Annotated in this window: 20 protein-coding genes; 13 read left to right on the top strand and 7 right to left on the bottom strand. The window is 68.8% G+C overall.

Annotation, left to right across the window (positions count from 1 at the left end; genetic code table 11):
* The first annotated feature begins 112 nt into the window (after positions 1 to 112).
* Entirely contained in the window at positions 113 to 610 is a 498-nt protein-coding gene (locus tag QSG27_RS01185; protein WP_306703302.1) for a cupin domain-containing protein, read from the top strand.
* Positions 611 to 632: 22 nt separating this feature from the next.
* Here the strand turns inward: QSG27_RS01185 and QSG27_RS01180 are convergent, their stop codons facing one another.
* Positions 633 to 2093, bottom strand: a complete 1461-nt coding sequence (locus QSG27_RS01180; RefSeq protein WP_306703301.1) for an FAD/NAD(P)-binding protein — start codon at positions 2091 to 2093, stop codon at positions 633 to 635.
* A 360-nt stretch (positions 2094 to 2453) separates the two neighbouring features.
* Here QSG27_RS01180 and QSG27_RS01175 point away from each other — a divergent pair, with 360 nt between their 5' ends.
* Together QSG27_RS01175 and QSG27_RS01170 are read left to right on the top strand one after the other, a co-directional pair.
* Positions 2454 to 2660, top strand: coding sequence for a hypothetical protein (locus QSG27_RS01175; RefSeq protein ID WP_306703300.1), 207 nt, complete (start codon positions 2454 to 2456; stop codon positions 2658 to 2660).
* A 59-nt stretch (positions 2661 to 2719) separates the two neighbouring features.
* Positions 2720 to 6049 (top strand): PAS domain S-box protein, encoded by a 3330-nt coding sequence (locus QSG27_RS01170; protein WP_306703299.1) that lies wholly within the window; start codon positions 2720 to 2722, stop codon positions 6047 to 6049.
* 27 nt (positions 6050 to 6076) lie between these two features.
* Here QSG27_RS01170 and QSG27_RS01165 read toward each other — a convergent pair whose 3' ends face one another.
* Entirely contained in the window at positions 6077 to 6349 is a 273-nt protein-coding gene (locus QSG27_RS01165) for a hypothetical protein (protein WP_306703297.1), read from the bottom strand.
* 87 nt (positions 6350 to 6436) lie between these two features.
* Here QSG27_RS01165 and cutA point away from each other — a divergent pair, with 87 nt between their 5' ends.
* Positions 6437 to 6751, top strand: a complete 315-nt coding sequence (gene cutA / locus QSG27_RS01160) for a divalent-cation tolerance protein CutA (RefSeq protein ID WP_306703296.1) — start codon at positions 6437 to 6439, stop codon at positions 6749 to 6751.
* 175 nt (positions 6752 to 6926) lie between these two features.
* A complete protein-coding gene (locus QSG27_RS01155; RefSeq protein WP_306703295.1) occupies positions 6927 to 8141 on the top strand; it encodes an MFS transporter in 1215 nt (404 codons plus the stop codon).
* 4 nt (positions 8142 to 8145) lie between these two features.
* Here QSG27_RS01155 and QSG27_RS01150 read toward each other — a convergent pair whose 3' ends face one another.
* The 4 genes from QSG27_RS01150 to QSG27_RS01135 form a co-directional block, all read right to left on the bottom strand.
* Entirely contained in the window at positions 8146 to 8811 is a 666-nt protein-coding gene (locus QSG27_RS01150; RefSeq protein ID WP_306703294.1) for an SPOR domain-containing protein, read from the bottom strand.
* A gap of 202 nt (positions 8812 to 9013) precedes the next feature.
* The gene (locus tag QSG27_RS01145) at positions 9014 to 10303 is read right to left on the bottom strand and encodes an O-acetylhomoserine aminocarboxypropyltransferase (protein WP_306703293.1); all 1290 of its coding nucleotides are present in this window, start codon (positions 10301 to 10303) and stop codon (positions 9014 to 9016) included.
* 18 nt (positions 10304 to 10321) lie between these two features.
* The gene (locus QSG27_RS01140) at positions 10322 to 10837 is read right to left on the bottom strand and encodes a CoA-binding protein (protein ID WP_306703292.1); all 516 of its coding nucleotides are present in this window, start codon (positions 10835 to 10837) and stop codon (positions 10322 to 10324) included.
* Positions 10834 to 11640 (bottom strand): enoyl-CoA hydratase, encoded by an 807-nt coding sequence (locus tag QSG27_RS01135; protein ID WP_306703291.1) that lies wholly within the window; start codon positions 11638 to 11640, stop codon positions 10834 to 10836. Before QSG27_RS01135 ends, QSG27_RS01140 begins: the two co-directional genes overlap by 4 nt.
* A 257-nt stretch (positions 11641 to 11897) precedes the next feature.
* On the opposite strand from QSG27_RS01135, the gene QSG27_RS01130 reads away from it, so the two are divergent.
* From QSG27_RS01130 to QSG27_RS01105, 6 genes are all read left to right on the top strand, one after another.
* The gene (locus QSG27_RS01130) at positions 11898 to 12368 is read left to right on the top strand and encodes a PaaI family thioesterase (protein ID WP_306703290.1); all 471 of its coding nucleotides are present in this window, start codon (positions 11898 to 11900) and stop codon (positions 12366 to 12368) included.
* Positions 12369 to 12563: 195 nt separating this feature from the next.
* On the top strand, positions 12564 to 13028 hold the full coding sequence (gene rplM, locus QSG27_RS01125; RefSeq protein WP_209764565.1) for a 50S ribosomal protein L13: 465 nt from the start codon (positions 12564 to 12566) through the stop codon (positions 13026 to 13028).
* A 4-nt stretch (positions 13029 to 13032) separates the two neighbouring features.
* Entirely contained in the window at positions 13033 to 13515 is a 483-nt protein-coding gene (gene rpsI / locus QSG27_RS01120; protein ID WP_306703288.1) for a 30S ribosomal protein S9, read from the top strand.
* Between the two features lie 135 nt (positions 13516 to 13650).
* Entirely contained in the window at positions 13651 to 14703 is a 1053-nt protein-coding gene (gene argC / locus QSG27_RS01115; protein ID WP_306703286.1) for an N-acetyl-gamma-glutamyl-phosphate reductase, read from the top strand.
* Between the two features lie 21 nt (positions 14704 to 14724).
* Entirely contained in the window at positions 14725 to 15243 is a 519-nt protein-coding gene (locus tag QSG27_RS01110) for a gamma carbonic anhydrase family protein (protein WP_306703285.1), read from the top strand.
* Between the two features lie 213 nt (positions 15244 to 15456).
* Positions 15457 to 16044, top strand: a complete 588-nt coding sequence (locus QSG27_RS01105) for an OmpA family protein (RefSeq protein WP_306703284.1) — start codon at positions 15457 to 15459, stop codon at positions 16042 to 16044.
* A 160-nt stretch (positions 16045 to 16204) separates the two neighbouring features.
* On the opposite strand, the gene QSG27_RS01100 is transcribed toward QSG27_RS01105, so the two are convergent.
* A complete protein-coding gene (locus QSG27_RS01100; protein WP_306703283.1) occupies positions 16205 to 18004 on the bottom strand; it encodes a PHA/PHB synthase family protein in 1800 nt (599 codons plus the stop codon).
* 233 nt (positions 18005 to 18237) lie between these two features.
* Here QSG27_RS01100 and QSG27_RS01095 point away from each other — a divergent pair, with 233 nt between their 5' ends.
* Both QSG27_RS01095 and QSG27_RS01090 read left to right on the top strand, forming a co-directional pair.
* Positions 18238 to 18618 carry a hypothetical protein gene (locus tag QSG27_RS01095; RefSeq protein WP_306703282.1) on the top strand — a complete coding sequence of 127 codons (381 nt, stop codon included), beginning with the start codon at positions 18238 to 18240 and terminating at the stop codon, positions 18616 to 18618.
* A gap of 360 nt (positions 18619 to 18978) precedes the next feature.
* Positions 18979 to 19431 (top strand): MarR family winged helix-turn-helix transcriptional regulator, encoded by a 453-nt coding sequence (locus tag QSG27_RS01090; protein ID WP_306703281.1) that lies wholly within the window; start codon positions 18979 to 18981, stop codon positions 19429 to 19431.
* The last annotated feature ends 24 nt before the right edge of the window (positions 19432 to 19455 follow it).

The following is a 19455-nucleotide window of genomic DNA, read 5'->3' as shown; positions in this document are numbered from 1 at the left end:
AGCCGGCGGATTCAACAGGCCGGATGGCCCATCCGTGCCCGATAGCCTAGAGTGACGGCTCCGGACCAATCCATGAGATCGGTATCGAACCCCGGTGAAGGGAGACCCACCTTTGTCCGACAAGCCAACCGTCAAACCCGTGGCCTTGCCCGAAACCCCGGTTCTCGACCCCGCCGCCGTGGAGGCCCGGCCCGGTGTCACCGGCTACCCGGAACCGTTCCGCGCGGCGGTCGCCGGGCGCCTGCGCAAGCGGCTGGGCAACCCGCTGGGCATCACCAACTTCGGCGTGAACCTGACCCGGCTGGAGCCCGGCGCGGCCTCGGCCCTGCGGCACTGGCACACCCGCCAGGACGAGTTCGTCTATGTGCTGGAGGGCGAGCTGACGCTGGTCACCGACGCCGGCGAGACCCTGCTGCGCCCCGGCATGTGCGCTGGCTTCCCCGCCGGAAAGCCGGACGGGCACCAGCTCGTCAACCGTTCCGGCGAGCCGGCGGCCTATCTGGAGGTCGGCGACCGCACCGCCGGCGACGAGGTCGATTACCCCGACGACGACCTGCGCTACGACGGCACGGCGGACCGCTACAGCCACCGCGACGGGACCCCGTGGTGAGAGAGCAGGGGCGGCGATCCGGTCAGGGAACCGCCCGCGCGTGCACCAAGGCCGGTTCCGCCAGAGCGTCCAGGGCGTAGGGTGGCCGCCGGAGCCGGGCGATGTGCTGGGCGGCCTTGGCGCACTGGCTGCGCAGCTCGGGCACCGCGGTCATTTCCCAGAAGGGCGGGCGGCTGACCGGACCGAGCGCGAACAGCCGGTCCGACGCCTGCCCGTCCTCGCCGATCAGGGCGCCGTCCAGCGTGACGTCCAGCCCCAGCCGCAGCGGGTCGGGGCGGGCCAGACCGCGCGTCAGCAACGCCTTGACCAGCGGATGGCCGATCCGGCTGAAATCGCATTCGGTGCCGGTGGCGTTGACGATGGCCCCCACCGTCCGGGTCCACACGGTCCCCTCCGCCCCGCGGGCACGGACGGCCGCCTCCACCCCGTCCGGGCGCAGCCGCAGCGACTGCAGGCGCCCGGCGCGGATGGCCAGCCGTCCGTTCGCGCGGAGCGCGGCGATGCGGGCGGCCACCTCCGGCGCCATGCGGTGGCGGTGGACCTCCCAATAGGGGCGGACGTGGCGCAGGAAGCGCCGCCGCTCCTCCGGCGGCAGATGGCTCCAGATCAGGTGGTGGTAGGGGCGCAGCGCGTCGAAGGCCGACCTCCAGTCGAATCCGGTCTCCCGCGCGCGGCGCAGGTCGGCCTTCAGGGCGATCATCACGTCCAGGACGGTGCGCGGCATCACCTGCGGATGGACGAAGCTCTTGAAGGGCCGTGTCTCCTCGTGCGTCTGCGGCAGCAGGCCGCGGCGCGACAGGGCGAGGACGGGGCCGCGGTGCCCTTGGTTCTCCAGCGACAGGACGGTGTCCACCATGGTGAGGCCCGTCCCGAGGATCAGCACCGGCGCATCCGGGGCGATGGTGGCCAGCGCCGGCCAGTCCCAGGGCGAGGCCACGTAGCGGCTGGAGGCGTACACCTCCGGCGCCGGGACCGGCGGCGGCGAGGGGGCGAAGTTGCCGACGCACAGCACCGCCGTGTCCACCGACAGGCTGGTCCCGTTGCCCAGCCGCAGCCGGGTGCCCCGCGCGTCCGACGCGAGGTCCACCGCCTCCGCCTGCGACACGGTGAGCGAGACGTGGCGCGGGGCGGCGGCCACCGCCTCCCGCAGCACGTCCTGGATGTAGGCGCCGTAGCGTGCCCGGGACACGAAGGCGTGGCCGCTGGGCGGCACCGCGCCCGCCCCGTCGTCCTGCGCCCACAGCCAGCGGAGGAAGTGCCGCGGGTCGTCGGGGTAGGCGCTCATGTTGTAGGCGCGCACGTTCAGCAGATGCGCGGCGTTGGGCGTGGAATAGGCAAGCCCGGCGCCCACGCTCGGCGTGCGTTCGATCAGGTGCAGGCTGGTCGGCTCGTCGACGTGGCGCAGCAGATGCGCGGCGAGGACGCTGCCGGTGAAGCCGGCCCCGATGATGGCGATGCGGCGTTTCGAAGGGCGTGCTGACAACGTCGTCGCTCCTCTGCTCTGGCCGTACGAGGGGGGCGATGATCCGGCGCTGGGGGTCCGGAAGGCCCGGTCGGCCACTGTTCGGTGCGGGATTGTACAGGTCAACCACAATTCCGGTGTATCATGATCCACCGGACTCCGCTGGCGGTTTCATGGTTAACACGAAATTAACCATAACATGGAAGGTTTCGGACGTTCGAACCATGTACGGCAGGACCGATGCGCGACGACCCCTTCCGACCCGCCAACACCGTTCCGTCCGGCGCCACCGCGGCCCAGCCCGTACGGCGCGAGCCCGCACGCTGTGAGTCTGGCCGGCGTGAGTCTGCCCGGGGCGAGTCTGCCCGGCGCGAGCCTGACGTGCAGCTTGCCGCCATGGTGCCGCAGAGCGTCAAGCGCGCCGTCCGCCGCCGCGCCGAGGAGGAGGGCACGACCGTCCGCAGCGTCCTTCTGCGCGCCCTGAAGCACGCCGGGATCGCCGAGGTGGACGAAACGGAGATCGCCGACCGCCGCATCGCCGCCGGGGCCGAACGGTCCGGCCTGTGGAAGGCGACCCGCAACCGCTGACCGGGGCGCCCGGCCTCTCCGCACCGTCACCCGGCCCCATCCTTCGAAAGCCGTCCTGCATGAGTCTTCTTCACCGCCTGTTGCTGCTGGTCTTCCTGGCGATGGTCCCGGCGGCGGTCATCGAAGTGAAGAACGAGCTGGCGCTGCGCGCCGCCCGGGAGGCGGAGGTGGGCCGGGACGCCCTGCACCTCGCCGCCCTGTTCGAGGCGGAGCAGCACCGCATGGTCGACGGGCTGCGGCAGGTGCTGAGCACGCTGGTGCGGGCGGACCCGGTGCGCGCTCCGGACTCTCCGGCCTGCCAGGCTCTGATGGACGATCTGCGCACCTCCTACCCCGGCTATCTCGGCGTCTCGGTCACCGGGCTCGACGGCGTGGTGCGCTGCGCCACCAACCGCGCGGCCATCGGCATGTCCATCGCCGACCGCGGCTATTTCCGCGACGCGCTGGACAGCGGGCGGATGACGCTGGGGGAGCATGTCGTCCGGCGCACGGACGGACGCCCGGCCTTGCCCGTCGCCCAGGCTTTCCGGGACGGGGAGGGCAGGGCCGCAGGCGTGGTGACGGCGATGACCGACATTTCCTGGATCGCCGATTTCCTGTCCAAACGGCCGCTGTCCGACAACGCGCGGATCATGCTGGTGGATCGCGGCAACCGGGTGATCGCCCAGGTGCCCCCCCTGACGGATCAGGTGGGCGGCGCGGTTCCCCTGTCCTTTCTCGGGCTTCTGTCCCGCGACACGCCCGGCGTGACCGAGATGGCCGGGCTGGACGGGCAGCCCCGCATCGTCGCCTATCGGCCGGCCGGGCCGGCGGCGGATGGCATCGGGGTGCTGGTCTGCCTGGACAAGCGCGAGGTGCTGGGACCGATCCGCGGGGCGATGGTGCAGGCGATGACGGGCATCGTCACGGTGCTGGCCCTGACGCTGCTCACCGTCTGGTGGGGCGCCAACCGGTTCCTGCGGCGGCCCGTGGCGGCGCTGGTGGAGACGGCGGAGCGCTGGAAGGGCGGCGACCTGACGGCGCGCAGCGGCGTGGCGGACCAGTCCTCCGAACTGGGCACGCTGGCCCGCGCCTTCGACAGCATGGCCGGGGAACTGGCCCGCCAGCAGCAGATCCGGGAACAGGCCAACGCGCTGGCCCACAAGATGGCCGCCGTGCTGGGCAGCACCACCGACGGCGTGTTCGAGATCGACCGCGACTGGCGCATCACCTTCATGAACGAGCGCGCCCGGACGCTGGTCGCCGGGGGGCGCGACCTGACCGGCCAGGGGCTGTGGGATGTCTATCCGGAAGCCGCCGGCAGCGGGTTCGGGGAGCATTACCGCCGCGCCCTGCGCGACCAGACGCCGGTCGAGTTCGAGGAGTATTACCCGCCCTTCGAATCCTGGTACGCGGTGCGGGCCTTCCCGTCGCCGGACGGGCTGGCGGTCTTCTTCCAGGACATCACCGCCCGCAAGTGGGGGGAGGCGGCGCTGACCTCCGCCAACCGGGAGAAGAGCGCTCTGCTCGCCCAACTGAACAGCCTTCTGCAGAACGCGCCGGTCGGCTTCGCCTTCTTCGACCGCCAGCGCCGCTACATCCGCATCAACGAGCGGTTGGCCGACGGCAACGGCATGCTGGCCGAGGAGCATATGGGCCGCAAGCTGGGGGACCTTCTCCCCGCGGTCGGGGCCAGCGTCGAGCCGATGATCGACCAGGTGTTCGAAACCGGCGAGCCGATCCCCTACCGCGAGGTGGTGGGTGAGACGCCCAGGGAATTCGGCGTGACGCGCCATTGGCTGAACGCCCTGTTCCCCGTGCACGAGGGGGCGGAGGTCGTCGCGGTCGGCGCCGTCGTCATGGAGATAACCGACCTGCGCCGGGCCGAAGCGGCGCGCCGCCAGAGCGAGGAGCGGTTCCGCTCCATCTTCGAACTGGCCGCGGTGGGCATCGAGCGGGTGGCGCTGGACGGGCGGATACTGGACGTCAACGCCAAGCTCTCCGACATCGTCGGTTATCCGCGGGACGAGCTGCTGGAGCTGACCTACCGCGACATCACCGAACCGGCGGACCTGCCGGCGGAGGAGGAGCTGATCGACTGTCTGCTGGCCGGCGATCTGTCCAGCTACGCCATGGAGAAGCGCTACCGCCGCAAGGACGGTGGAACGGTGTGGGTGCGGGTGACCTCCTCGCTCGCCCGGATCACCGGGGCGGAGCCGGCCTACCGCATCACCGTTGCCGAGGACATCACCGAACGCAAGGCGATGGAGGCCGAGTTGCGCTCCGCCCGCGACGATGCGGAGCGCGCCAACCTCGCCAAGTCGAAATTCCTGGCCGCGGCCAGCCACGACCTGCGCCAGCCGCTCCAATCGCTGTTCTTCTTCGCCGCCGCCCTGTCGGCCCATGTCGGCGACGACGCGGGGGCCAAGATCCTGAGCCATCTGGAGCAGGGGCTGGATGCGCTGAAGGGGCTTCTGGACAGTCTGCTGGACGTGTCGCGCCTGGACGCCGGGGTGGTGACGCCGGTCCTGGAGGATTTCGACGTGGCGGAGGTGCTGGACCCGATCCGCGCCGCCTACGCCCCGGTCGCCGCCGGCAAGGGCATCGGCTGGCAGGTGGAGGTCCGCGCCGGGCGGGTGCGCAGCGACCGCACGCTGCTTGGCCGGCTGCTGCGCAATCTGGTGGAGAACGCCATCCGCTACACCGAAAGCGGGCTGGTGCGGGTGCAGTGCCGGACGGACGGGCGGTTCCTGTCGATCGTCGTCCAGGACACCGGGGTCGGCATTCCGGACGACCATCTGGAGCGCATCTTCGAGGAGTTCCATCAGGTCGGCAACCCGGAGCGCGACCGCAACCAGGGGCTCGGCCTCGGCCTTGCCATCGTGCGGCGCCTGTCGCGGCTGCTCGACCATCCGGTGGAGGTGCGGTCGGCGGTGGGGCGGGGCTCGGCCTTCCGGGTGGTCGTCCCGATGGGCGAGACGGCGGTGGTGGCTCCCGCCGGGACCGGGGCCGGGGCGCCGGGGCAGGGGCAGGGCCGTTTCGCCGTTCTGGTGGACGACGACGCCATCGTGCTGATGGGGCTTCAGATGATCCTGACGGAATGGGGCTATGCCGTGCTGGCGGCGGGGAGCGCCGATCAGGCGATGGAACGGCTGTCCGCCCAGACCCGCGTCCCCGACATCGTGATCGCCGATTACCGCCTGCGCGAGGGGCGGATCGGAACCGAGGTGATCCTGCGCGTGCGCGAGCGGTACGGGACCGGTGTGCCCGGCGTGATCCTGACCGGGGAGACCGGGCCGGACTGCCTGCTCGACGCCACCGCCCACGGGCTGACGGTGATTCACAAACCGGTCACCCCGCGGGAACTGGCGGCGGCGGTGGACCAGCAGTTGAAGGCTGTGCCTGCCTGAGGGGGCAACGGAAAGCCTCCGAAACCCTCACCCGGCCTGCGCAAGTTCCCTGGCGGCAAGCGCGGCGCGCCCCGTGTCGGTCAGGCGGCAGACCAGCCAGTCGGGCTTCAGCGGGTTGTCGAACCAGCGCTCCGCCCAGCCGGATTTCAGGCAGCTTTCGATGGTCTGCCGCTTCACGCGCTGGCCGTCGCCGTCGAACAGGGGCAGCTTGCCGCCGGGCTGGTCCAGGCCGTGACGCAGCCACGCCGCCTGGGCCTCGGTGGGCCGGCGTCGGGACGTGGTGCGGCGGGGTGCGGCCATGGGCGCCTCGGAGATGTTATGGCGGGAATGTTGCGGCCCTGCGGCCTGTGGCAATGTTCGGGCATCCTACATCGAAAGGGTTCGGCCATGGAATTCGTCTTCGCCTACATCACCGCCGGGTCGCGGGACGAGGCGCTGCGCATCGGCCGCGCGCTGGTCGGGGAACGGCTGGCCGCCTGCGCCAACCTTCTGGACGGCATGACCTCCATCTACCGCTGGCAGGGCGCCATGGAGGAGGCCACCGAGACGGTCGTGATCGCCAAGACGCGGGCGGAGCTGTTCGACCGGCTGGCCGCGCGGGTGCGGGAGCTGCACAGCTACGAGGTGCCCTGCGTGGTCGAGCTGAAGGTGGGGCGGGGCAACCCGGCCTATCTGGACTGGCTGCGCGACGAGACCGCCTGACCGCTTCACCGCCTGACCGCTTCACCGCCTGACCGCTTCACCGCCAGACCGCTTCACCGTCTGGCCGCGCCCGCATGCCCGCCATGCCCGTGCTGCATTGGACCGGTCCGGACCCGCGTGCCAGTTTCACCTCGGACATTTTCAATCGCAAATCATCCGGGTGCGGAGAGGTTCCATGACCGATACATCGGCGCGTCTGTCGATCGGCTTCTCGTGGGTCGGCCACGCGCTGATGCACATCGTCTCCGCCCTGTTCCTGACGGTCGTGCTGGCGCTGGAGCGGGAATGGAACCTGCCCTACGACGAGCTGATCCGGCTGTGGACCCTCGGGGCGCTGATGATCGGCGTCGGCGCGCCGCTGGCCGGCTGGCTGGGCGACCGCTGGAGCGAATGCCGGATGATGGCGGTCTTCTTCCTGCTGACCGGTGCGGGAACCATCGCCTGTGGCTTGGCCGACGGTCCGGAGGCGCTGTTGTGGGCGCTGGCGGTGCTTGGGCTTGGCTCGTCCATCTACCACCCGGTGGGCATGGCCTGGATGGTCAAGAACGCCACCAACCGCGGCAAGGCGCTGGGCTACCAGGGCATCTTCGGGACCATCGGCATCGCCTCGGCGGCGGTGGTGGCCGGCGGCCTGACGGAGTGGATGGGCTGGCGCTCCGCCTTCCTGATTCCGGGGGCGATCTGCCTGGGGCTGGGCGTCGTGCTGGCCCTGCTGATCGCGCTGGGCAAGGTGGAGGACCGCAAGGGCGACGTGAAGCCGATCCCGAAGGCGTCGCGCGGCGAGGTCATCCGTGCCTTCGTCGTGCTGTCGGTGACGATGGTCTGCGCCGGGCTGATGTTCAACGCCATGCAGGTGGTGCTGCCCAAGCTGTTCGAGGCGCGGCTGGGTGACCTTCTCGGCGGCAGCACGCTGGGGGTGGGCGGCGTGGTGACGGCGGTCTATCTGTTCGCCGCCCTGCCGCAGCTCATCGGCGGGCATCTGGCGGACAAGTACCCGCTGAAGCGCATCTACACGCTGTGCCTGCTGGTCCAGGTGCCGATGATGGCGGCGGTGGCGGTGCTGGCCGACCTGCCGCTGGTCGGCGCGGCGGCGCTGGTGGTGGTCGCTTCCCAGGTGCAGATCCCGGCGGAGAACCTGCTGCTCGCCCGCTACACGCCGGAAAAGCACCGCGGGCTGGCCTACGGCGCCAAGTTCATCCTGTCCTTCGGTGCCGGTCCGCTGGCCGTTCAGCTCGTCGCCCTGGTCTATGAGCGGACGAACGAGTTCGTGATGCTCTACGTCACGCTGTCGGTTCTGGCTCTGGTCGCTTTCGCGGCGGCGCTGCTGCTGCCGCGCGACCGCGACGTTCCGGCCAAGCCCGCCGCCGCCCCGGTGCCGGCGGCGGAGTGAGGCGTCACATCCGGTCCGGAAGCCCGGCGTAAAAAGCCTCGTCGGGCAGGTCGGCCACAACCGTCGCCCGCCCGTTCCACGGCAGAAGCCACGCATCGCCCACCCCGGCGGCGCGGATCTCCGCCAAGCGGCGCAGGGCGCCGGAGCGGTCCTCCGGCGGCAGGACGACGCGGTGGATGCGGCGGCCCCGCACGTCCGCCGTCACGATGTCGGCTTCCGGATGGCCCAGGCGGTCGCGCCGGGCCTCGGCCTGCCCGCGCTTCGCGAAGCTGCCCGCCACCACGAGGAAGCGCCGCCCGGCGGGTTGCGGAACCGGCGGTATGGCGGCGATCTCCACCTCCGCGGTCACGGGAAGCGGCAATGGCGCGGGTGGCGCCGGTGTTGCCGGCGGTGGCGGCTCCGGCACGGGGGCCGGTGCGGTCTCGGCGGTCCGGATCACCGGAACGATCACCGGTTTGCAGAAGGACCCTTCGGTCAGGATGCGGAAGGTCGCGCAGTCCTGCTGGAGCACCGCCGACAGCATGTGGTCGGTGCTGCTCTTGCTGGTCCCGACATAGAGAAGGCCGTCCAGGGCGAAGGACGCGGCGGTCATCCCGATGGGCATGCCCGCGCAGCCGCCCAGCCCAAGCAGCGCTGCCGCCGCGACTCCCGCCTTGAGCTTTCCGCCCATGCCCCGCTCCCCCTGTTCACGCCAGGGTCCGGGGGAGGGAGGGGAAAGGTCAACGGAACGGCCGCCGTTCAGCCGTCATCGCCGCCGCTACGCCTTGTGGGGTATCGCCCCCGCCCGCCGGGCATGAACCGTGGCGGGCGGGGGCGATGCGTGCACATCAGGCGGCCCTGAATCAGGCGGCCCTGAATCAGGCGGCCCTGAATTAGGCGGCAGTCAGCGCCTGATCGAGGTCGGCGATGATGTCCTCCACGCTCTCCAGACCGATGGACAGGCGGACGACGTCCGGGCCGGCGCCGGCCTGCGCCTGGGCTTCCGGCGAAAGCTGGCGGTGCGTGGTCGAGGAGGGGTGGATAATCAGCGACCGGCTGTCGCCGATGTTGGCAAGGTGGCTGAGGAGCTGGACCTTCTCCACCACCTTCACGCCCGCGTCGAAGCCGCCCTTCACGCCGAAGGTCAGCACGGCGCCGGCGCCCTTGGGCAGGTATTTCCTGGCAAGTCCGTTGTACTTGGACGACTCCAGCCCGGCGTAGCTGACCCAGCTCACCGCCGGGTGGCTCTCCAGGAACTGCGCGACCTTCAGGGCGCTGTCGCTGTGGCGCTGCATGCGCAGCGGCAGCGTCTCGATGCCGTTCAACGTCAGGAAGGCGTTCAGCGGCGCCTGGCTCGGCCCCAGGTCGCGCAGGCCGACGGCGTGGCCGTGGATGGTGAAGGCGAGATGACCGAAGGTTTCCTGGAACTTCAGCCCGTGATAGCCGGCGTCCGGCTCCGACAGGGCGGGGAACTTGCCGTCCTTGCCCCAGTCGAAGGTGCCGCTGTCGATGACCACGCCGCCGACCGAGGTGCCGTTGCCCGACAGGAACTTCGTGGTGGAGTGCACGACCAGCGTGGCGCCCCACTGGATCGGGTTGATCAGGTACGGGGTCGCCAGCGTGTTGTCCACGATCAGCGGGATGCCGGCCTCGTCGGCGATCTTGGCGATGGCCTCCAGGTCGGTGACCACGCCGCCGGGGTTGGCGAGGCTCTCCACGAAGATGGCCTTGGTCTTCTCGGTGATGGCGGCGCGGACGTTCTCCGGCTGGTCGGTGTCCACGAAGACGGACTTCCAGCCGAAGGCGCGCGGGAAGCTGATGCCGAACTGGTTCAGCGTGCCGCCGTAGAGCTTGCGCGAGGCGACGATCTCGTCGCCCGGCGACAGCAGCGGGAACAGGGCGAGGAGCTGCGCCGCGTGGCCGGAGGAGGTGGCCGTGGCCCCGGCGCCGCCTTCCAGGTTGGCGAGCCGCTCCTCCAACACCGCGACGGTGGGGTTGGTCAGGCGGGAGTAGATGAAGCCGACCTTCTGGAGGTTGAACAGCGAGGCCGCGTCGTCCACGTCGTCGAAGACGAAGCTGGTCGTCTGGTAGATCGGCGTCTGGCGCGCGCCGGTGGCGGGATCGGGGGCGGCGCCCGCGTGGATGGCGCGGGTCTCGAAACCGAAGGACTTCTGCTCGCTCATGATGGCTTCCTCTGTTTCCTACATCAGTTTCTTGAAGGTTTTGGCCGGTGCGGCCTTCTTGGACGTCAGGATGTTGGAGTTGACGCCGATGCGCCCGATCTCGTGGAGCAGGCGCTGAAGCTCGATCTTCGGGCAGCGGTTCATGACCACGGTCAGCCCCGCCGCCTCGGCCCGCGCCGCCGCCGCGTCGTTGCGGACGCCCAACTGCATCCACACCACCTTGGCGCCGACGGCGATGGCCTCCTCCGTCACGCCCGCGGCGGCGGTGGCGTTGCGGAAGACGTCCACCATGTCCGGCGGCTCCGGCAGGTCGCCCAGGCTGGCATACACCGGCTCGCCCAGGATGGTCTGCCCGGCCAGCTTCGGGTTCACGGGGATGACGCGGTAGCCCTTGTCGCGCAGGTATTTCAGCACGATGAAGCTGGCCTTCACCGGGTCGTTCGACGCGCCGACCAGGGCGATGGTCCTCACCCGGTCCAGAACGCCGCGGATGAAGCCGTCGCTGTAGTCGTCGTGCGTGCCGGCGCCGCTCATTGGCCGCACCACACCGGCGTACGCTTCTGCAGGAAGGCGTCGATGCCCTCCGCGGCGTCGCGGGCCAGCATGTTCTCGGTCATCACGCGGGCGGCGTAGGCGTAAGCCTCCTCCACGTCCAGATCGATCTGGCGGTGGAAGGCTTCCTTGCCGATGGCCAGCGTCAGCGGCGACTTCGCGGCGATCTTGCCGGCGGCCTCCTCCACGGTGGCGTCGAGCCGGTCCGCCGGCACCGCGCGGTTGACGAGGCCGATGCGCTCGGCCTCCCCGGCACCGATCAGGTCGCCCAGCAGCAGCATCTCCATGGCCGCCTTGCGCCCCACGGCGCGGCTCAGGGCCACCATGGGGGTGGAGCAGAACAGGCCGATGTTCACGCCCGGCGTGGCGAAGCGCGAATCGTCGGCGCAATAGGCGAGGTCGCAGGTGGCGACGAGTTGGCAGCCCGCCGCCGTGGCGATCCCATGGACCTTGGCGATCACCGGCTGGCGGATCCGGCTGACCGTCAGCATCAGTTTGGAGCACTGGACGAACAGCGCCTCGTACGCCTCGCGTCGGGGGTCGGCGCGCATCTCCTTCAGGTCGTGCCCGGCGCAGAAGGCCGGACCGGCCCCGGCCAGAATCACGACGCGGACCGACGGGTCCTGGTGGATGGCGTCCAACTCCGCCTGAAGAGCGCTCATCAGCCCGACGGACAGGGCGTTGCGCGCCTGCGGGCGGTTCAGTGTCAGGGTCGCGACCCCGTCGCGGTCCTGGCGGAGAACCAGCGGCGCGCGGTCGCCGGTGGTGGGCGGGGTGTCGTTCATCGCTGTCCAATCCTCCCGGATGTCTTGATCGTTGGCGGGAACAGTACCCCGACCGCCCCCGCCACGGAACCGGGCGTGTGGTCCGGCCATCTAACGCCGTCGCGAAGGGCAACTCAACCTTTTTGTTGATAGAATTTGTAGATTTATGAGGGGTGCGTGTTTATGGATTGTGTGAAATCGAGACGGTCCGACGCGCTTGGCGGGGCGGGCGATGTCCGCCATGATGGCGCTCCACAAGAAAAGCCATGGGTGAGGGAATGAGCGCGCCAGCCGTGTCCGTCGATGAACTGGAGGCCCTGATCCGCGAGGGCGTGCCGCTGGTCGGCAATTACGGAATCACCATCGAACAGCTCGGCGCCGGCACCGTGCGCATGAAGCTGCCCTACAACGACAGCTTCGTCCGGCCCGGCGGAACGGTGACCGGCCCGGCCATGTTCGGGCTGGCCGACGTGGCGCTCTACGCCGCGGTGCTCAGCCTGATCGGGCGGGTGGAACTGGCGGTGACCACCAGCATGACCATCAACTTCCTGCGCCGCCCGGCGCCGGTCGCCATCACCGCCGACTGCCGCATCCTGAAGATGGGCAAGCGGCTGGCCTATGGCGAGGTCCTGCTGTTCTCCGAGGGCGATCCGGAACCCGTGGCCCACGCCACCGGCACCTACTCGATTCCGCCGCACGAGCCGGTGACGCTCGCGGTATCCGGATACCATTCCCCGGATGCGGAATAAAAACGTCAATGATATCAATGGCTTTGCTGTCGCGGTAAAATGATACCGCCCCGGTAAAGCGCTGATTTCAAACGGATATTTTTCCGTTGACAGCGGCCCGTGCAATACGTACAAAACCGGCCGCTTCGGCGCCCCGGGGATTGAACGTCCAGTTTCGGTGGCCCGCCGATCCACGTTTAGTCAACGAGTGTGGCGATGAAGACCTTCAATCTGAAGCCGACCGACATCGAGAAGAAGTGGTACGTCGTCGATGCCGACGGCCTCGTTCTCGGCCGGCTTGCCAGCATCCTGGCGAACATCCTGCGCGGCAAGAACAAGCCGACCTACACCCCGCACATGGATTGCGGCGACCATGTCGTCGTGATCAACGCGGAGAAGGTGAAGCTGACCGGCAACAAGCGCCAGGACGACATCTTCTACTGGCACACCGGTTACCCGGGCGGCATCAAGGGCCGTTCCAAGGGCCAGATCCTGGACGGCAAGTACCCGGAGCGCGTGATCGAGAAGGCCGTGGAGCGCATGGTTCCGCGCGGTCCGCTCGGCCGCAAGGTGATGACCCACCTGAAGGTCTACAAGGGCGCTGCCCACCCGCACGAGGCGCAGCAGCCGGTCGCGATCGACGTTGCGGCCATGAACCCGAAGAATAAGCGGAGCGCGTAATCCAATGGCTCAGGTTACCACCACCCTTTCCGGCCTGAAGGACATCGCCGCCGCCCCGGCCGCCGCTTCCGCCGAGGACATCGCTCCGAAGCTGGACGCCCAGGGCCGCGCCTACGCCACCGGCAAGCGCAAGGACGCCGTCGCCCGCGTGTGGATCAAGCCGGGCTCCGGCAAGATCGTCATCAACGGCCGCGACCAGGAAGTCTACTTCGCCCGTCCCGTGCTGCGCATGATGATCGCCCAGCCGTTCGGCATCACCGACCGCGCCGACCAGTTCGACGTGATGGTCACGGTGACCGGCGGCGGTCTGTCCGGCCAAGCCGGTGCGGTCCGTCACGGCATCTCCAAGGCCCTGACCTACTTCGAGCCGGCGCTCCGTCCGCCGCTGAAGGCCGCCGGCTTCCTGACCCGCGACGCCCGCGTCGTCGAGCGTAAGAAGTACGGCAAGGCCAAGGCCCGCCGCAGCTTCCAGTTCTCGAAGCGCTAAAGCCTACCGCGGACCCGCGTTTATACTGTACAAGCGAGGGGCGTCCCGACGGGGCGCCCCTTTCTTGTTTCAGTTCTGTTTCGAACGTCTTCGGCGTTCCGTGCCCAATCCCGTGCGTCAAAAGGAACAGCGTCCATGGCCAACAGCACTTCCCCGATCCGCGTCGGCATCCTCGGTGCCTCCGGTTACACCGGCGCCGAGCTGGTGCGCATGCTTCTGCGCCATCCCGGCGTGGAGATCTGCGCGCTGACGGCGGAGCGACAGGCGGGAAAGCCCATGGCGGAGGTGTTCCCGCATCTGGGCCAGTTCAACCTGCCCGGCCTCGTGAAGATCGAGGAGGTCGCCTGGGACAAGCTGGACGCCGTGTTCTGCGCCCTGCCGCACGGCACCACGCAGGAGGTCATCGCCGGCCTGCCGCGCCACATCAAGGTGGTGGACCTGTCCGCCGACTTCCGCCTGACCGACCCCGCCGAATACGCCACCTGGTACGGGCATGAGCACCGCGCCGTGGAGCTTCAGAAGGAGGTCGCCTACGGCCTGACCGAGTTCAACCGGCAGGGCGTGCGCAAGGCGCGCGTGGTCGCCAACCCCGGCTGCTACCCCACCTGCTCGCTGCTGCCGCTGCTGCCGCTGCTGATGGACGAGCTGATCGAGCCGGGCTGGATCGTGATCGACGCCAAGTCGGGCGTGTCGGGCGCCGGGCGCGACGCCAAGCAGCAGAACCTCTTCACCGAGGTGTCGGAGGGCTTCAACGCCTACGGCGTCGGTTACCACCGCCACATGCCGGAGATCGAGCAGGAGCTGCGGCTGGCCGCCGGGCGCCCGGTGACGGTCAGCTTCACGCCGCACCTCGTCCCGATGAACCGCGGCATGATGGCGACGATCTACATCCGCATGGCCGATGGCGTCACCGCCGACGACCTGCGCGCGACGCTGACCAAGCGCTACGAATCGGAGCCCTTCGTGAACGTCACGGCGGCGGGCATCGCCCCGGCCACCCGCCACGTCCGCGCCTCCAACCAGGCGCTGATCGGCGTCTTCCCCGACCGCACCCCGCGCGGCGCCATCATCGTGTCGGTCATCGACAATCTGGTGAAGGGCGCCTCGGGCCAGGCCATCCAGAACATGAACGTCATGTTCGGCCTGGGCGAGACCACGGGGCTGGAGCAGGCCCCGCTGTTCCCGTAAGCGGAAAGGAGGAACCATTTCATGTCCGGCCTGATCCTGCCCTTCCAGGGCATGCTTCCGACGATCGACCCGAGCGTCTACGTGGCGCCCACGGCCTCGGTCATCGGCGACGTGGTGATCGGGCCGGACAGCAGCGTCTGGTTCGGCTGCACCATCCGCGGCGACGTGAACGAGATCCGCATCGGCGCCCGCACCAACATCCAGGACGGGACGGTCGTCCATGTCGCCTCGGCGGGGCAGGGGACCTACATCGGCGACGACGTGTCGATCGGCCATATGGCCCTGCTGCACGCCTGCACGCTGGACAGCGGCTGCTTCATCGGCATGCAGGCCTGCGTCATGGACGGCGCCCATGTCGAGTCGGGGGCCATGGTGGCCGCGGGGGCTCTGGTGACCCCCGGCAAGCGTGTGACCTCGGGGCAACTTTGGGCCGGAAGTCCCGCAAGACCCGTGCGTGCACTAACGGAAAAGGACCTTTCTTTCTTCCCGGTAAACGTCCGGAATTACGTGCGGCTTGCCCAAATCTACAGAGAGGGCTAATACCTCTTTAGTGCGTCGCAGCACTGTGGCATACTGGCAACAGTGACACCGGCACGAAACGTGTAGGACTTCCGGAGGGTATGTTTGAACGTAGACAAACCCCACATGTTTCGCGTTTTGTCACGTTTCATGCACGCGATATGTCCTATCGTTTGTGCGATTCGTCCTCCGCGAGCCAAGCGGTAGGGAGAGTGTCTCTAAGGGAGTGGAGAAATGAACAGCTTCTTCCGCGCAACCATGGCCGTCGTGCCGGCCGCCATCGTCGCTTTCGGCATGACCGCCGGGGCTCAGGCCCAGAGCGCCGACACCGCCGAGTGGTGCAACCCGGTCATCGGCTGGAACAACACCCCGGTCCGCACGGCTGATGGCGGCTACGCCATCCACCAGGGCAGCTTCAAGTGCCCGCCGGCCGCCGCTCCGGCGGTTGCCCCGGCCCCGGCCGCCCGCGCCCAGACCGAATACCTGGTGTTCTTCGACTGGGATAAGGCCAACGTGACCCCGGCCGCCGACCGCGTGATCGGCGACGCCGCCGCCGCCATCGGCAAGGGCGCCAACGCCCGCGTCCATGTCGTCGGCCACACCGACACCTCGGGTTCGCCGGCCTACAACCAGCGTCTGTCGATCCGCCGCGCCGAGGCGGTGAAGCAGGCCCTGGTCTCCAAGGGCATCGCCGCCGGCGCCATCACCACCGAGGGCAAGGGCGAGAGCCAGCTCCTGGTGCAGACCGGCCCGAACGTCCGCGAGCCGTCGAACCGCCGTGCGCAGATCCTGCCGCGCGGTGCGAACGCCCCGTCGTCGTAAGGCGCCGGGTTCCCTTTTGGGACACGAGCCCCGGACCTGCTCCGGGGCTCTCGCCGGATAAGGAAAAGGCCCCGGACCATGGTCCGGGGCCTTTTCTTATGGGCCGCTCCCCGAGAGGAACGGGCATCCGGGGAGCGGCGGACCGCTCCCCGGCGCATCCTCAGACGATGCGGACCTTGGCGTAGGAGCCGGGCGCGTCCTCCAGGGCCGGCAGGCCGCCCTTTTCCGGATCGCGGGCCGGGACCTTGCCTTCGGAGAAGGTGGAGACCCACTTGTTCCACTCCGGCCACCAGGAGCCGGGGGTCTGCTCCGACGACTTCAGCCAGTCGTCCGAGGTCTTCGGCAGCTTGGCGTTGGTCCAGTAGCAGTATTTCCCGGCGGCGGGCGGGTTCACCACGCCGGCGATGTGGCCCGACGCCGCCAGAACGAACTTCACCGGGCCGGAGAAGAGGTTGGCGCCCATGTAGGTGGACTTCCACGGGGCGATGTGGTCCTCGCGGGCCGACAGGAAGAAGGACGGGGTCTTCACCGTGCGCAGGTCGATCGGCACGCCGCCGATCGACACCGCACCCGGCTGCGCCAGAAGGTTCTTCTGGTACATGTTGCGCAGGTAGAAGCTGTGCATCGCCGCCGGCATGCGGGTCGAATCGCTGTTCCAGTACAGCAGGTCGAACGGGAAGGGGTCCTTGCCGAGCAGATAGTTGTTCACCACGAACGACCAGATCAGGTCGTTGGCGCGCAGCATGTTGAAGGTGGTCGCCATCTTCGAGCCGTCGAGATAGCCCTGCTCGGCCATCTGGTTCTCGATGAAGGTGAGCTGTTCCTCGTCGATGAAGACCGACAGCTCGCCGGCTTCGGTGAAGTCCAGCATGGTGGTGAAGAAGGTGGCCGACTTGATGCGGTCGTCCTTCTTGGCCGCCATATAGGCCAGCGTGGAGGCCAGCAGCGTGCCGCCCAGGCAATAGCCGATGGCGTTCACGTCCTTCTCGCCGGTGATCTTCGCGATGGCGTCCAGCGCCGCCAGCGGGCCTTCGAACATGTAGTCTTCGAAGCCCTTCTGGGCCAGCTTCTCGTCCGGGTTGACCCAGGACAGCACGAAGACCGTATGGCCCTGGTCCACCGCCCACTTGATGAAGCTGTTCTTCTCGCGCAGATCCAGGATGTAGTACTTGTTGATCCAGGGCGGCACGATCATCAGCGGCCGCTTGTTCACCTCCGGCGTGGTGGGGGTGTACTGGATGAGCTGCATCAGATCGGTCTGGAAGACGACCTTGCCCGGGGTGACGGCGATGTTCTTGCCGACCTGGAAGGCGTCGTAGTCGGTCATGGAGATGCGCAGCTCGCCCTTGCCGCGCTCCAGGTCCTTCAGCAGATGCTCAAGGCCCTTCACGAGGTTCTCGCCGCCGGTCTCGATGGTCGTGCGCAGCACCTCCGGGTTCGTCATGACGAAGTTGGAGGGGGCCATCGCGTCCACGAACTGGCGGGTGTAGAAGTCCACCTTCTTGGCCGTGTGGTCGTCCAGCCCGTCCACCTCGTTGACCGTGGACTGCATCCACCGGGCCGACAGCAGGTAGGACTGCTTGATGAAGTCGAACAGGGTGTTCTCGTCCCAGGCCGAATCCTTGAAGCGGCGGTCGTCCTTGGCCGGGGCGATGACCGGCTGGGCCTCCTGGCCGAAGAAGCGCTGGGTGGTGCGCTGCCACAGGGTCAGGTAGTCCTGCCACAGCGTCATCTGCGCCTTCATCAGCTTGGCCGGGTCGGCCATCATGCGCGTGGTCATTTCCAGGAACGCGTGGCCGACGCCCATCGGGTCGGGGTTCTTCGCGCCGACGCCGTCCGAAGCCTGACGGGACAGGAATTCGGTGACCAGCCGCTGGCTCTGCTCGGCGATGCGGGTCATCGCCCGCGACATCTCGACCGGGTCGGGAAGCTTGACGTCAGGGGCCTGGTTTTCGGCCATTGGTGCGGTCCTTCTTCTTTAGGCGAGTTTTAGGCTTCAGGAGGGACGTTGCGAGGTTTATACAATGCCTGCCGGAAGTCTGTTCGGTCGGAGTGCGGTCCGGTCCTGGCATCGCGGACAGTTTATGCTATGTCCGTTCGAGCCGGGGTCCGTCATACACCTCTCGTATGAAGATTTCATTTCGCCCACCACCGTTCAAGCGGCTGGATGGGTTCGGATGTGGGGTTCGCAGAATGGAAAAGGGTATCCGACGCGGCGTGGCGGTCAAGGCGGGCCGGTTCCGTCCGGCGCTGTCCGTGCTGGTTGTGTCCGTGCCGGTTGTTCTGGGGGTGTCCGCCTGCAGCAACCACGTGCTCGACACCGGGCTGCTGGGCGCCGTGACGGGCCGCGACGTGCCCAGCGACGAATCGCCGGTGCGCGGCATGTCCGGCGAGAACCGGGAGTACCCGAACCTCGGCACGGTTCCGCCGCGGCCCACCGACCTGCGCACGCAAGCGCAGCGCCAGCAGGACCTGGACCAGCTGGCCCAGGACCGCGAGGCCGCGAAGAAGATGCTGCCGACACCCATGGAAGCTCCGCCGCCGCCCGTCATCACGCCCGGAAAGCCCGGTTGAAGGCAGGGCTGTACCAAAAGGCGAGGGGCGGCAGTAATCCGTAAGTATACCTATGTGGAGCGTGCTTCGGGCATTGAGGGCGTTTCCCTGAAGGAAAGGGACGCGCCGGTCTTCGTCCGGTCGATGCGCAGTTCCCATCGCGGTGGCGCGGACCACGGAGCACCCATTGCTGCTGCCAAGGTGGAAAAAACTACGTCCTGTGGTGGCGGGTCCGCAACAGATTTTCAAACTGCGACTATTTAGCGCGTCGGGATCGGTTCACGCCGCCTGAACCGTGCGCGGGCCGCCATGGCGCGGCGGCATGACCGCCCTGCGCCGCCCGCGTTTGCCGCATTTCGTAAGGCACCCTTATAATAAGGCATGCTCGACGAATCCCCCTTCGGAATGATCCTGATCGACTGCGCGCGGCTGCTGCGCGCGCGGTTCGACCGTGCCCTGGACGACGCGCAGCTCGGCCTCACGGCGGGGGAGGCGCGGGCGCTCGTCTATGTCTGCCGCCACCCCGGTTCGCGCCAGTCCGTGCTGGCGACGCACATGTGGGTGGAACCGATGACGCTGGTCGGCTTCCTTGACCGGCTGGAGGCGCGCGGCCTGGTGGTGCGCGAGCCGGACCCGGCGGACCGCCGCGCCAAGATCGTGCGCCCGACCCCGCAGGCCGAACCGCTGGTTGCCCGGGTCCTGGAGGCGTTCCGCACGCAGCGCGAGTCGGCCATGGCCGACCTTTCGGCGGCGGAGGTCAGCCAGCTCAAGGACATGCTGTCCCGCCTGCGCAACCGCATGATCGCGGACGACCGCGGCGGGGCGGGCCAATGAGCCACGGCTCCTCCGTACCCGTGC

Origin of the sequence: Azospirillum isscasi (assembly GCF_030849505.1) — a bacterium.
GTDB lineage: Bacteria > Pseudomonadota > Alphaproteobacteria > Azospirillales > Azospirillaceae > Azospirillum > Azospirillum isscasi.
Note: the sequence above shows the minus strand (reverse complement) of the source record. Positions and strands in the feature narration are given on the sequence as shown.